The organism is Adlercreutzia equolifaciens, assembly GCF_029076695.1.
Lineage (GTDB): Bacteria > Actinomycetota > Coriobacteriia > Coriobacteriales > Eggerthellaceae > Adlercreutzia > Adlercreutzia equolifaciens_A.
In genome coordinates this window covers 1434548-1448014 of the sequence record NZ_JARFIK010000001.1, presented here as the reverse complement: position 1 = coordinate 1448014, position 13467 = coordinate 1434548, and the positions used below count along the sequence as shown (strand labels likewise).

9 protein-coding genes are annotated in these 13467 nt (G+C 60.9%); 5 read left to right on the top strand and 4 right to left on the bottom strand.

What is annotated here, in order from left to right:
- The first annotated feature begins 376 nt into the window (after positions 1-376).
- On the top strand, positions 377-1555 hold the full coding sequence (locus PZH32_RS05850) for a coiled-coil domain-containing protein (RefSeq protein ID WP_275206820.1): 1179 nt from the start codon (positions 377-379) through the stop codon (positions 1553-1555).
- 75 nt (positions 1556-1630) lie between these two features.
- Here PZH32_RS05850 and PZH32_RS05845 read toward each other — a convergent pair whose 3' ends face one another.
- Together PZH32_RS05845 and putP are read right to left on the bottom strand one after the other, a co-directional pair.
- Entirely contained in the window at positions 1631-2827 is a 1197-nt protein-coding gene (locus PZH32_RS05845) for an FprA family A-type flavoprotein (RefSeq protein WP_275206819.1), read from the bottom strand.
- A gap of 270 nt (positions 2828-3097) precedes the next feature.
- Positions 3098-4660 (bottom strand): sodium/proline symporter PutP, encoded by a 1563-nt coding sequence (gene putP, locus PZH32_RS05840; RefSeq protein ID WP_275206818.1) that lies wholly within the window; start codon positions 4658-4660, stop codon positions 3098-3100.
- Between the two features lie 292 nt (positions 4661-4952).
- Here putP and PZH32_RS05835 point away from each other — a divergent pair, with 292 nt between their 5' ends.
- The 4 genes from PZH32_RS05835 (at position 4953) to asnB (ending at position 10905) form a co-directional block, all read left to right on the top strand.
- Positions 4953-6248 (top strand): aminotransferase class I/II-fold pyridoxal phosphate-dependent enzyme, encoded by a 1296-nt coding sequence (locus PZH32_RS05835; protein WP_275206816.1) that lies wholly within the window; start codon positions 4953-4955, stop codon positions 6246-6248.
- Between the two features lie 531 nt (positions 6249-6779).
- Positions 6780-8237, top strand: a complete 1458-nt coding sequence (locus PZH32_RS05830) for a hypothetical protein (RefSeq protein WP_275206815.1) — start codon at positions 6780-6782, stop codon at positions 8235-8237.
- Entirely contained in the window at positions 8234-8971 is a 738-nt protein-coding gene (locus tag PZH32_RS05825) for an aspartate/glutamate racemase family protein (RefSeq protein WP_275206814.1), read from the top strand. Before PZH32_RS05830 ends, PZH32_RS05825 begins: the two co-directional genes overlap by 4 nt.
- Positions 8956-10905 carry an asparagine synthase (glutamine-hydrolyzing) gene (gene asnB / locus PZH32_RS05820; protein WP_275206813.1) on the top strand — a complete coding sequence of 650 codons (1950 nt, stop codon included), beginning with the start codon at positions 8956-8958 and terminating at the stop codon, positions 10903-10905. The genes PZH32_RS05825 and asnB overlap by 16 nt, the downstream gene beginning before the upstream one ends.
- A 55-nt stretch (positions 10906-10960) precedes the next feature.
- On the opposite strand, the gene PZH32_RS05815 is transcribed toward asnB, so the two are convergent.
- Together PZH32_RS05815 and PZH32_RS05810 are read right to left on the bottom strand one after the other, a co-directional pair.
- On the bottom strand, positions 10961-11677 hold the full coding sequence (locus PZH32_RS05815; protein ID WP_275206811.1) for a response regulator transcription factor: 717 nt from the start codon (positions 11675-11677) through the stop codon (positions 10961-10963).
- Positions 11655-13385, bottom strand: coding sequence for an ATP-binding protein (locus PZH32_RS05810; RefSeq protein WP_275206809.1), 1731 nt, complete (start codon positions 13383-13385; stop codon positions 11655-11657). Before PZH32_RS05810 ends, PZH32_RS05815 begins: the two co-directional genes overlap by 23 nt.
- Positions 13386-13467: the final 82 nt, after the last annotated feature.

The window sequence follows — 13467 nt, the reverse complement described above, 5'->3', positions numbered from 1 at the left end:
GAAATTGTCCTTGAAAATCGGGGGTTCGAGCAACAGATTGAAGGCAAAAGAGAAAATTTTTTCTTCGGCCAACGGATTTTATTCTCAATGACGCTTATGGCCTAAGCGCTCCCCCTCTGCCAGACCTCGCTTGCCGCCCCTTACTATATATATGTAAGGGTCCGAACGCACCGCACTCGAGACCTTGGACCTGCTAATTGCATTGCAGGCCACGGGCAGTCTCTCCTTCTGCCTCTCCAGCCTCCTCTTCGTTACACGGTCAAAAGTTCACGTTTATGGAGCCTTCTCGACGATGCGCCCAAGACTTACGGCGCGTGCTATGATACACGGATAGTTTGCAATGAACGCACCAAATGCTCTTCAGGAGGACCCTTACATGAGTGAGCATACACGCCCCTTTAGCAGACGTGCCTTTGTCGGCGCCGCAGCCGCTCTCGGAATCTCCGTGTGCCTGCCGGCCCTGAATCCCCTCGAAGCCCACGCCGTCACTGCCGCTGAAAAGCAGGCAGAGGCGAATGCTGCCCTTGAAAAACTCAACGCCATGCAGGAAAAGCTGGATCTTGCCGCCGACGCCCATTGGCAGGCCGGCCAGGATCGCCAGGCGGCCGAGGATCGCATGGACGAGGCCCAGTCGCGCATCGACGACGCCTCCAGCCGCATTTCCGAGCTCCAGGACAAGCTGGGCAATCGCGCCCGCAGCATGTACCGCAGCGGTTCTTCCACGTTCCTGGATCTGTTGCTGGGATCCACCACCTTCCAGGCCTTCGCCTCGAACTGGGATCTGCTCAACGACATGAACCAGAACGATGCCGACATGGTGGAGGAAACGAAGAGCCTGCGTGCCGAGGTGGAATCCGAAAAGGCCGTCTACGCCGAGCAGCGCGATGTGGCTGCCGCTAAGGAAAAAGAAGCTAAGGAGAAAGAGGAAGAGGCCAACGCGCTCGTCGACCAGATGACCGAGGTCTACAACTCTTTGTCCGCCGAAGCCGCTCAGCTTCTGGCTGAAGAAGAAGCTGCTCGCGAGCGTGCTGCCCAGGAAGCCGCCCGCAAGCGCGAGGAGGAAGCTCGCCGCCAGGCGGCCGCCGAAGAGGCCGCGGCGCAGCAGAATCAGAGCAGCAATTCGGGCGGCAGCTCCAACAGCGGCGGCTCGAGCAGCTCCGATGATTCCGACGGCGACAGCGATAGCGGCAGCAGCGGTGGCGGCGGTTCTTCGTCGAACAACTCCAAGCCGCAGACGGTATCAGGCAACACCGTGGTCGACCGCGCCTATGGCGAGCTGGGCAAGCCCTACAGCTGGGGTGCCGTGGGCCCCAACTCCTACGACTGCTCCGGCTTGGTAAGCTACTGCCTCACCGGCAAGCACGTGCGCCTGGGTACCACGGGCACTTTCATGGGGTGGCCCCGCGTGTCTAACCCGCAACCCGGCGACATTTGCGTGAACAGCCATCACACCGGCGTCTACATCGGCGACGGCCAGATGATCCACGCTCCCCGCACCGGCGACGTGGTCAAGGTGGGCGCAGTGCACTCCGACATGATCTACGTGCGTTACTAGGCATCCCCTAGCAGCATTAAAAGAAAAGGGCTCGCAGTCTGAACTGCGAGCCCTTTTTCGTTAGCTTCTATTCCCTTAAGCCTCGGCACGCTCATGGAAAAGCTCGACAAACTCAACGACCGCGTCATGCAGGGCCGTCAGGCCACTCTCGTCTTCCACCCACTGATGGGTGAAGGGCGCCTCGGGCAAGGTGAACTTGCAGCTTTCCAGAGCCTGGTATACCTCGTTGGGCCCCATAGGCGCCCAGCCGTAGCTGCCGAAGGGGATGCCCACACGTCCGGCCGGGGCCAAACCGCGCATATAGCACAAAAACGACGCCACCGTGGGCATCATGGTCTTGTTGAGCGTGGGAGAACCCACGGCAATATAGCGCGCATTAAGTACCTCGGCCATGATGTCGGAGATGTGGTTCACCTTCAGATCAAGCAGGCGAGCCGGAATGCCCATCTCGATGAACGCCTCGACAATCTCGACGGCCATGGTCTCGGTGGTATGCCACATGGAGTCGTAAACCACGAGTGCATACTCGTCGGGCACCCCGCTGGCCCACTTGCGGTACATGTCTAGAATCTCGGGCACATGGCTGCGCCAAATGATGCCGTGGGCCGGGGCGATCATGTCGAAGGAAAGCCCAGCCAGCGCCTTCAGGGCCGCTTCCACGTTCTTCCCGTAGGGCATGACGATGTTCGCGTAGTACTTCTGAGCCTGCACCAGCACCTCGGGCAAACCTACCTCGTCATCGAAGCGCTTGGAGGAGGCATAATGCTGGCCGAAGGCATCATTGGAGAAGAGAATCTGATCGAATTCGTCGTAGGTGACCATGGAATCGGGCCAGTGCACCATGGGCGTTTGAACGAAGGTAAGCGTGCGCTTGCCGATGTCCAACGTATCGCCGGTCTTCACACCCATCATATTGAGACCGTCGCCATAATGGGCCTTCAACCCCGCCACGCCCTTGGGAGCGCCGGTGATAATGGTGGCGTTGGGCGCGATGGCGGCCATGGCCGGGAGGCCGCCCGAATGATCCATCTCAACATGATTCGAAACAATATAGTCGATGGAGGCGGGATCAATGATGTCGGCAATGCGGTCAATCAACTCGTTGGTGAAATCGCGCTTGCACGTGTCGATGAGGGTGATCTTCTCATCAAGAATAAGATAGGCATTGTAGGTGCTGCCGCGCTCGGTGGTGTACCCATGGAAGTTGCGCTCGTTCCAGTCGATACCTCCCACCCAAAACACATCGGGCTTGATCTCGATAGCTTTCAGCATAACGTCTCCTTGCTCTCTTTGCCGCCTGTCAACAAGTTCAGCAGCATAGTACCCAGAACGAAAACGGAGCATCCCACTCAGGAATGCTCCGTTGAAAAATTGTTGCGAGTCACCGCCCCTCTGCTGAGGAAGAGCGTAGAGGGACGCGGGGTGATGCTCACCAAGCGAGTTCCGCAGCGAACGGAAGTGTCCAGTGGACACTTCCGCCGAGCGAGGACTGTTTGAGCGACTGAGCATTACCCCGTGGCCCGACCGAGGTGGAGCGACAAGCTAGACGTCCAGCTCCATATAGGTATCGAAGTCGTCAGTGACTTCCTTGGAAGGCTCTTTCGTCAGCTTCGACACCACAATGATGACGATGAGCGCCAGGACAAAGCCGGGGAGCAGCTCGTACACCGCGAACCAGCCGCCGAGCGGGGCGATCAGGTTCTTCCACACCACCACGGTAACCGCACCGGTGAGCATGCCGGCAATAGCGCCGGGCAGGTTCGTGCGACGCCAGTACAGCGAGCACAGCATGAGCGGACCGAACGACGCGCCGAAGCCGGCCCAGGCATAGGACACGATATCGAAGATGGAGGAATTCTGATCCATAGCCAGGAAGATGCCCAGCAGCAGGATGACCGTCAGCGTAATGCGGGCTACGATCATCACCTGATTGTCAGTGGCATCGCGCTTGATGAGGCCCTTGAAGATGTTCGTGGCCACCGCCGAACCGGAAATGAGCAAGTAGCTGGAAGAGGAGCTCATAGCTGCGGCGAAGATGCCGGAGACCACCAGGCCGCAGAAGAACGACGGCAGCAGCATGCGGGAGAGCACGATGAACACGCTTTCGGCGGCCGACTGCGTCAGGAACTCGGTGGGGATGACCGCACGACCGATAAGACCGATGCACACGGCCGACGTAAGGGACACCACCAGCCAGATCATAGCGATGATACGGGACTTCTTGATCTCATCGGAGTGACGAATGGACATGAAGCGGATGAGCACCTGCGGCATGCCGAAGTATCCCAGACCCCAAGCCAGACCGCTCACGATGGTGATGAGACCGTAGGTGCCAGCCGGGCCGAACATGGGCTCGTTGCCCTCGATGAGCTGGTTGCCTGCCTCGTCAAGCAGCGGCGTGGCAATCTCGGTGCCCGAAAGAAAGCCCGGAATGTTCTGCAAGAAGGTCACGGTGTTGTCCACACCGCCGGCAGCCGTGACGCTGCCCACGAACACGGTGGCCAGGGCCAGGAACATGAGCGTGCCCTGCACCAGGTCGGTGGTGCATACCGAAAGGTAACCGCCCATGAAGGTATAGAGGAACACGATGATGGCGCCGATGACCATCATGACGCCGTAGTCCCACCCGAAGAGCGTCGCGAACAGCTTGCCCACGGTCACGAAGCACGAAGCCGTGTAAATGGTAAAGAACAACAAGATGATGACCGCAGCAATGGTCATGAGAATGTGCTTCGTGTCGTGGAAGCGGTTGGAGAAGAAGTCGGGCACCGTAATGGCATTGCCGGCCTTCTCCGAGTACTTGCGCAGGCGCTTGGCCACGAACTTCCAGTTCAGATACGTACCAATGGCCAAGCCGATGGCTGTCCACATGGCATCCGAAGCGCCGGTGAAGTAAGCCACACCGGGCAGGCCCATCAACAGCCAACCGGACATGTCGGACGCTTCGGCGGACAGCGCGGTGAGCCATGGACCCAGACCGCGGCCGCCCAGGAAGTATTCCTCGGACGACGAATTGGAGCGCTTGGCGTAGATGAAGCCAATGACCACCACTACCACAAAGTAGAGCAGCATGGCTATGACTACTTGCATATCGCTTTCGAGCATAGTCTCCCCTTTCTGGAAACCCTTTTCCCGCTTGGGGTTCCTCGAAGACTGAGCTCGGCGAGGGGGCGCCGTCATGAAGCAGCTTCCGCTTCGAGAGCGGCCTCGGCCGTCTCCCTTGATGCGGGACCTGCGTGCGAACCCCCTCGCCGAGCCCAGCTCCGATCATCTTCGGATCGAAACTGAGTTACCCATTCCCAACGGTAATTCTAACCGTTGGGATTATACTTTATCGCGATGGAGTAAACGGCTGCATCTTGAGCGTACGAATAGTTTTACGGCGAAAGGAAGCCCCATGGCGCGTTACGCAGATCTCTCGAAAGCGGAATTGGAAGAGGAACTCGCCCGCGTGCGGGAGCGCTATGCGGAACTGCAAGCTCGTGATCTGGCTTTGAACATGGCCCGCGGAAAGCCCTCCCAAGCCCAGCTTGATCTGTCGATGCCCCTGCTCGACGTGCTGGACGCCGAAGCCGACTTTTGCAGCGAGGACGGCACCGATTGCCGCAACTACGGCGTTCTCGACGGTATTCCCGAGGCCAAGCGCCTGATGGCCACGCTGCTGGACGACGAGCCCGACAACGTTATCGTGCTGGGCAACGCCAGCCTCACGGCCATGTACGACGCCATGGTGCGCTACTGGATGTTCGGCGCTTTGGGCAGTATGCCCTGGGGACGGCTCGATACCGTCAAGTGGCTCTGCCCCGTGCCAGGTTACGATCGCCACTTCACCATCTGCGAGGCTCTGGGCATCGAGATGATTCCCGTGCCCATGAACGACGAAGGCCCGGACATGGACGAGGTGGAGCGCCTCGTCGCTGCCGATCCGGCCATCAAGGGCATCTGGTGCGTGCCGAAGTACTCCAACCCCTCGGGTATCACCTACGCCGATGACGTGGTGCGCCGCCTGGCCTCCATGGACACTGCTGCGTCTGACTTCCGCATTTTCTGGGACAACGCCTACGCCGTCCACCACCTGTCCGCCGACCCCGCCGAGCAGGACACGGTGCTCGACATTGCGCAGGCCTGCGCCGAAGCCGGCAACCCCGACCGCTACCTGAAGTTTGGCTCCACCTCGAAGATCACCTTCCCGGGCGCCGGCGTGGCCGCCGTGGCCGCCAGCCCCGCCAACGTGGCCGAGGTCAAGCGCCACATGAACGCCCAGGCCATCGGCCATGACAAGCTGAACCAACTGCGCCACGCCCGCTTCCTGGACGAGGGCCGCGGCATCGCTGACCACATGGCCCGCCATGGCGAGCTTATGAAGCCGAAGTTCGACCTGGTATGCGCAAAGCTGGAAGAAGAGCTGGGTGAAGCCGGCGTTGCTCGCTGGACCACTCCCCGCGGCGGCTACTTCGTCAGCTTCGAGGGACCCGAGGGCACCGCGAAGCGCATTGTCGCCCTTGCCAAAGAGGCCGGCGTCGTCATGACCGGCGCTGGGGCCACGTGGCCCTACGGCCAAGACCCCGCTGACTCCAACATCCGCATCGCACCCTCGCTGCCTCCGCTGGAAGAGCTGGACGAGGCCATGGACGTCTTCACCTGCTGCGTGAAGCTGGCAGCACTGGAAAAACTGGCGGAGGAGAACGCCTAGCGGGTCGTCCGCGGGCCGGGGCCGGTATCCCTACGGGCACGCCCCGCTCCGCTGGCTCGCTTCGCTCGGGCGCTGCGCTCCTTCATGTATTTACTTGGGCGATCTTCGATCGCCCTTTTTGTTTGCGTTCAGAGGGTGCCCTACGGAATGCCGGCCCCCGCCCGCTACGTTGCCACGGTTGGCACAGAGATTTCGATGGCGGAACAGCTCAGCGGGTAAGGAGCGGCCACCCCATGTTCCAGCTAGGTTCCAAAAGCAGCTGCTTTGGTACCCTACGGGGCGCCAGAATAAACGGGTTTGGTTCCCCGTCCTCGCAAAACCCCAGGTCGAAAGACTTCCATTAGAGATATCGGGGTACCAAACCCCTTCTTATTGGAACCTAGTGAATGGCTCGGGGACCGAATCTTCGTCTTACGAAAAGTTAGCGTTGCCTTACGCTTTCTTCAGCTTTTGCTCTGGGATTGTTAATGTCGCCTTTTTCTATGCTGAATCCTGTCATTGAAAGAAGCATGAATGCAGGAGATGAGCGTTATGGGACGGTTGAAGGCGCAGCATTCGCGCGATGGTCTGGGGGCCGCAAAGCCCGAGGTTCTGCCCGTTATTTTGGGTGGCGACATTGGCGCTTACAGTTTAGCGCGCGCCTTTCACGAGGCTTATGGCATCGTGTCGCTGGTGGTAAGCCAGCGCGCGTCCCATATGTGCAGCGACTCCACCATTCTTGTCAACCGTGTTGAGCCAGAACTGGAGCAGCGCTCCGTGCTGCACGAGGTGCTGCGGGACATTGCCGAGACCCACGGCCATCAGCCCCTGCTGCTTTTGGGCTGCGGCGACTGGTACGTGCGCATGATCGTCGAGATGCGCGAAGAACTGGAGGGGCACTACCTCATTCCCTATATCTCCGAGGAACTCCTGAACCGCTTGGTGCTCAAGGACAGCTTCTACCGGCTCTGTGAAGAAGCGGGAGTCCCCATTCCGCGCACCGTTGTCTACGACACCGCCGATGACCCCACGGAACTGACGCTCCCCTTCTCCTTCCCCGTGGTGGCCAAACCGGCCTCGTCGGCGGCCTACCACTATGCTACGTTTCCCGAGAAGCGCAAGGTGTTCTTCCTGAAGAACCGCGCAGAGTTAGAGGCGGCACTTTCGGCCGTGAGTCGCAGCTCTTATGAGGGGAAATTTCTTATCCAGGAGCACATTCCCGGCGATGACACCCAGATGCGCATTCTGACCACCTATTCCGACCAACAGGGACGGGTGCGCTTTGCCGCTTTCGGGCAGACGTTGCTGGAAGACCCTCGTCCCATGGGGGTAGGCAATCCGCTGGTCATTGTCAGCCGCGAGAACGATGCCATTGTGGCCGATGCGGTGCGACTGCTCGAATCTGTGGGATACACCGGCTTCGCCAATTTCGACATCAAGATCGACCCCCGCGATGGCAGCCATCGCTTTTTCGAGATCAATACACGCCTGGGACGCTCGAATTATTACGTGACCGCCAGCGGTCACAACGTCGCCCGCTGGCTGGTGGCCGATCTGGTTGAGCAGCGCCCCTTTGCCGACGAGCTGGTAGTGGCGCGGGGGCGCGAGAGCCTCTATGCCGTCGCGCCCAAGCCGGTAGTCCTGGGAGCCATCGCCGATCCGACGCTTCGTGCCGAAGTGCGCGATTTGTATGAGCTGGGATGCGACGCCGATCCGCTGGCCTACGAAGCCGAGGGCAAGCTGCGCCGTCGCCTCTACCCCTTCGTGTTCGCCTTTAAGCAGTGGCGTGCCTGTCGCACGGCGCAGAAAGATTACCGTCCGGCAGCACGGGAAATCGAAGCAGGCGAGGCGGGCTCTGGCGACCATGGCCCGAACAAGGCGTCACATCCCAAGACTGCCTCGCGCCAAGCCAAGCAGCACTCCCGCTGCGCGAAGAGCATCACGGCGAACCGAGCAACGGAAAACACCGCCGAGGCGACCGAGTTGCACTTGATGGGAGCCGCCCAATGAGCGCCCAGCTGGTCGGCGTCCTCGGTGGCGTAGGACCGGCGGCCACGGCCTACTTTCTGCAGCGCTTGGTGGCACGTACTGCCGCCACCTGCGACCAAGAACATGTTCGCACCTTGGCCTTCAACGACACGGCCATCCCTGACCGCACGGCTTTTCTGACGGGAGTCAGCAACCGCAACCCATTGGAGTCGCTGGTCGAGGACGGTCTTCTGCTGGAGGCCTGCGGCTGTGATTTGCTGGCACTGCCCTGCAATACCGCTCACGGCTTTTTCGACGAGCTGCAAGCACGACTGCACGCACCGCTGCTCAACATGGTGCGTGCCACCACTGAACGCGCCTCCCAGCAGCGGCTTCGGCGGGTGGGCGTGCTGGCCACCCGGGGCACCGTGCTGCGCAACTTGTACGGCGAAGAGGCGCGGCGCTGCGGCATTGAATGCGCTTATCCGGGCCTTGCCACCCAGCACGAAGTGAATCGCATCATCTTCGATCAGGTGAAAGCCGGCGCCCCCGTCGACCCGTCCTCCTTGACACCGCTGGCGAGGGCTTTGGGCGAACTGGGCTGCGACGGCGTGGTGCTCGGCTGCACCGAGCTGTCCTTCGCTTTCTCGGGCATTGCCGAAGCGGCCAGACTTCCCATCATCGACGCCCTGGACGTGCTGGCCGACGAGGTCATCGAACGCACCGGACATGCCTTACGAGACGAGCAAGAGGGAGCGCCATGTGCGGCTTTGTAGGATTTATTGACGAGGAAGGCAGTTACAACCGCCCGTCGGTCGTAACCGCGATGGCCGAGGCCATCGCCCATCGCGGACCCGATTCGGATGGCTTTTTCGACGACGGCCGCTGCGCCCTGGGCTTTCGGCGTCTGGCTATTATCGACTTGGAAGGCGCTCGCCAGCCCCTCTGCAACGAAGACGGCTCTTTAGTGCTGGTATTCAACGGCGAAATATACAACTATCGCGAGCTTCGCAGTCAATTGCACGCCGCTGGCCACGAGTTCGCCACTCAAGGCGACGGTGAGGTGATTCTTCATGGCTTCGAGCAATGGGGCGACTCCCTGTTGGCGCACCTGCGGGGCATGTTCGCTTTTGCGCTGTACAACCGCCGCACCGGCGAGGTGTTCTGCGCCCGAGATGCATTCGGCATCAAGCCGCTGTACTACCAGGATCAAGGCTCTTGCCTACTGTTCGCCTCCGAGATCAAGGGACTTCTTCCCCACCCGCGGTTCGTCAAATCGCTCAACGAGGGGCGCCTCGCTACCTACTTGTGCATGGAATATCAGCCCGACGACGCCACCTTGTTCAACGGAGTCTTCAAATTGGCCGCAGGCCACTGGATGCGCTGGCGCCAAGGGAAACGCCAGGTGCAACGTTGGTTTTGGCCGCGCTACGCTCCCGATGTCGCCACCTCGCCGGAGGAGAACGCGGCCCGTATCGAGGAGGCGCTGCGCGACTCGGTGTGCGCCCACGCCGTCGCCGACGTGGAAGTAGGCTGCTTTTTATCCGCCGGCGTCGACTCGAGCCTGGTGGCCCACGAGGCCTCGCAGCTCATGGACGCGCGCAGCTTTTCCATCGGCTATGGCGAGGAGCGCTTTTCGGAGCTGACCGCTGCTGGCAACTTCGCACGCACCGTGGGGCTGCGCAACCGCCAGAACCTGCTCGATGCCGCCACATTTTTCGCGTCGGTTCCGGCGGTGCAGTATGCTCTGGACGAACCGTTGCCCAATCCCTCGGCCATTCCCCTGTACCATCTGTGCCGCATGACCGCCGAGGACGTTAAGGTCGTGATGTCCGGCGAAGGTGCCGACGAACTCTTTGGCGGCTATCCGTACTATCAGGAATGCCTCACCTATGAGCCCTATCAGGCCGTGCCGGCACCACTACGCCAGGCGCTGGGACAACTAGCAGCGCACCTTCCTGCTGGCACCCATGGTCGGCGCTTCCTTATGCGCGGAACCCAGCCCTTCTCCCGCCGCTACCTGCGCTGGGAGTACAACTTCACCTTCGAGGAAGCCTGCAACTTGCTGCAGCCCGACCTGCTCGCTTCCCTCTCGGCATCGGGCAGTATGGCGGTGGAACTGCCGACAGACAGCAACGATCAGACCCCACCGCATCCTCATAGCACAACGTTGAGCGGGCTGCATTGCCCCACCCCGCCATGGGTGCTGGGCCGTGACCTTACCGAAATAGCCCAAAACGACGAAACCGATGAGGTCACCGCCATGCAGACCCTCGACCTCCTCACCTGGATGCAACAGGACATTCTGCTGAAGGCCGACAAGCTCTCCATGGCCGCCTCACTGGAGCTGCGGGTGCCCTTCCTCGATCGCACGGTCTGGGCTGCGGCGCGCGCCCTTCCCACCAACCAGCGCGTCACGCGCCACGAGACGAAAGTGGCCCTACGACGCGCCGCCGCCCGGACGCTGCCGCCGCGCACCGCCGCCATGCCCAAGAAGGGCTTCCTAACCCCTTTGGTGCAATGGCTCCGCGAAGAGCCCTGGGCAAGCCTCGTGCGCGAGGAGCTGAACAGCGAAACAGCACGGCGGTACTTCCACACCGATCAATTAGACGCGCTGCTCAACGAACATCAGTCCGGCGCCTGCTCCCATATGAAAAAGATCTGGTCCGTCTATTGCTTCCTAGTCTGGCATCGCCAGTTCTTCGGCTAGCGTCCTCGGGGATAGCCCGAGGACGCCGCCGGACACAATGCACCCTACCAGCGCCCTACTCCGACTCGATCATCGATTCGTCGCCCAAGCGGTAGCCCTCGCGCCATACCGTTTGCAGGTAGCGCGGCTTCGAGGGATCGTCCTCAATTTTGCTGCGAATCTTGCGCACAAAAACGGCAATGCTGCCCGAGTCCGGCATGTAGGCCTCGCCCCAAACGTTGGCGATGATATCCTGGGAGGAAAAGGCCTCGCCCACGTGGTTGGCTAAAAAGGCAATGATCTGGAACTCCTTGGGGGTCAGATTCACATACTGGCCGTGCACCAGCACTTCGTTGCGCTTCAGCCGTACTTCCATATCGCCCAGGCGCACAATAGAGCGGTTGCGGCGTACCGGCTCATCGGCCGCAGCTAAGCGCACGCGGCGCAACTGCGCCTCAATGCGCATGGACAGCTCCTGGCTGTTGAAGGGCTTGGCAATGTAGTCGTCACAGCCGGCCGCAAAGCCAACGCTCTTGTCCACGATATCGCTTTTCGCCGAAAGCATGATAATGGGCACCTGGGCATCGCGCTCGCGCAAATCGCAGCACAAATCGAAGCCGTTCACCTCGGGCATCATCACATCGAGAATAACCAGGTCGGGGTTCTCCCGCTCGAAGGCCTCCAAGGCCAGCAGACCGTCGTAGACCGCAAAACAAGTGTGCCCCGCCCGCTCGACAATCTTGCGCACTGCCTCGCAGATATCGCGCTCGTCATCGGCAATCAAAATCTTCATCGCTCTCCTCCTCGAGCACTTCCACGGGAATCCGCACGCTGAACACGCTGCCCTCTCCCACACGGCTTTCGACACTCACTGTACCGCCCAGGGCCTCGGCGGTTTTCTTCACCAGCGATAGCCCCAAACCGCTGCCTCGGTACTTGCGCGAAATGGACGCATCGGCCTGCACGAACCGGTCGAAGATGCCCTCAAGGCGATCCTCGGCAATGCCGATGCCCGTATCGGCCACGGTCAGCACCAGGGTCGCGGTCTCCGGTTCAAACCCTGTCCGGAAATCCACCCGGCCGCCTGCGTCAGTGAACTTGACGGCGTTGCTCAGCAGGTTGCCCAGGATCTTCTCCAGCTGCGACCAGTCGCTGCGCACCAGCGGCACCTCCGACGCCACGGCGAACTGCACATCGACGCCCTTCTTCTGCGCTAGGGGAGCTATCCCGTCCACCACCGTCGACGCCAAGTCGACCATATCCACGGGGTCACGGGCAATCTCGAGCACGCCGGACTCCACGCGCACCATATCGAGCACGTTGTTGACCATCTCCAGCAGCACCTGGCTCTGGGTCTTTATCTTATCGAAGCACTCGCGGCTCTCGCGACTGTGCTGTTCGCCCGAGGTTTCCCATAGATCCACGAAGGCCAGAATGGAGGTGAGCGGCGTGCGCAGCTCGTGGCTCAAAATGGCCACAATGTTCGTGCGGTACTCGTTCTCCTGGGCCAGCTTGTCGTTGGACTGCTCCAGCAGCTCGTTGGTACGTGCCAGGGCCGCCCGCTGCTCCTCGAGCATCTCGTTGGCCTCGCGGTACAGCCGCGTCCGCGTATCAACCTTCTCTTCAAGCGTAGCGTAAAGGGCATCCAGCTCGCCGGCCATGGCTTTGACGCCGGCCGTCAGGTCGTTGATCTCCCGCACCCCGCCCTCGGGCGGCAAAGACGCCTGGAAGTTGCCTCGTCCCACCTCGGCCACAGCCGTCTCCAAATTGTCCAGCGGCTCCGTGACCCGGCGGCGGAAGAACAGCAAACTTGCCCCGAAGGTCACCGTCAGAAACAGTACGAAGAAGCCGATAATGAGCAGGGTGTTGCGATTGATACCCGCCTCGTAAAGGTCGGTGGGCATGCTAATGCTCACGGCACCGCCGATGTCGCCCACGGCCAGACCCTCTTTCGGAAAGCCCGTCACGTCCAGTTCTCCAGCAGGGCTGCCATGGCATTCCAAGCATGACTCCGTCAGATAGATGGCCCCCACGTAGCGGTACTCGCGCTTGCCCTCCTCGTTTTCGACAAACCCCGTGTACTCGGCTACCCCTTCGTTATAGAACGCATCGAGGGCTGCCTGCTCGAAGCCGTCGGGGGCATCGAGGGCATTGCGCGGATCCAAGCGCGTGTAGCGCAGCTCGTACTGATTGTCGGTGCTCATGGTGAACAGCTTGCCCACCGATTTACCCACCAGCGAGCAGTACAGGCCCTTGAAGTTGTAGGTGCCGTCGCGGTCGTAGTTGATATTGGGCTGCTCGAAGTCAATGAAATCCCACGTGGCCCGCACGGACTTCTCCAGCACCCGTGCCTCGGCCAGCATCTGCTCCTCCATGTGGCGCGATTGCTCGTGGTAGGACATCACGCCGAACAGGGCAATCAGCACCACGGCCACCGCCGTCATCAGCGCAATATAGCGAACCACCAAGGGTCGTGCCCGTCGCGCCCCCTTCTTCCCCATGCATGCCTCCTTAACCCATCCTCGATTCTTTGTGACACCCTGTCAGCGTACCCCGAAACCACAGCGAGCCGCAAGCCCGAAG

Coding starts and splice junctions, on each gene's coding strand:
- PZH32_RS05815 (WP_275206811.1), bottom strand. CDS start 11,677: ATGAAGATTTTGATTGCCGATGACGAGCGCGATATCTGCGAGGCAGTG.
- putP (WP_275206818.1), bottom strand. CDS start 4,660: ATGCTCGAAAGCGATATGCAAGTAGTCATAGCCATGCTGCTCTACTTT.
- PZH32_RS05835 (WP_275206816.1), top strand. CDS start 4,953: ATGGCGCGTTACGCAGATCTCTCGAAAGCGGAATTGGAAGAGGAACTC.
- PZH32_RS05845 (WP_275206819.1), bottom strand. CDS start 2,827: ATGCTGAAAGCTATCGAGATCAAGCCCGATGTGTTTTGGGTGGGAGGT.
- PZH32_RS05830 (WP_275206815.1), top strand. CDS start 6,780: ATGGGACGGTTGAAGGCGCAGCATTCGCGCGATGGTCTGGGGGCCGCA.
- PZH32_RS05810 (WP_275206809.1), bottom strand. CDS start 13,385: ATGGGGAAGAAGGGGGCGCGACGGGCACGACCCTTGGTGGTTCGCTAT.
- PZH32_RS05825 (WP_275206814.1), top strand. CDS start 8,234: ATGAGCGCCCAGCTGGTCGGCGTCCTCGGTGGCGTAGGACCGGCGGCC.
- asnB (WP_275206813.1), top strand. CDS start 8,956: ATGTGCGGCTTTGTAGGATTTATTGACGAGGAAGGCAGTTACAACCGC.
- PZH32_RS05850 (WP_275206820.1), top strand. CDS start 377: ATGAGTGAGCATACACGCCCCTTTAGCAGACGTGCCTTTGTCGGCGCC.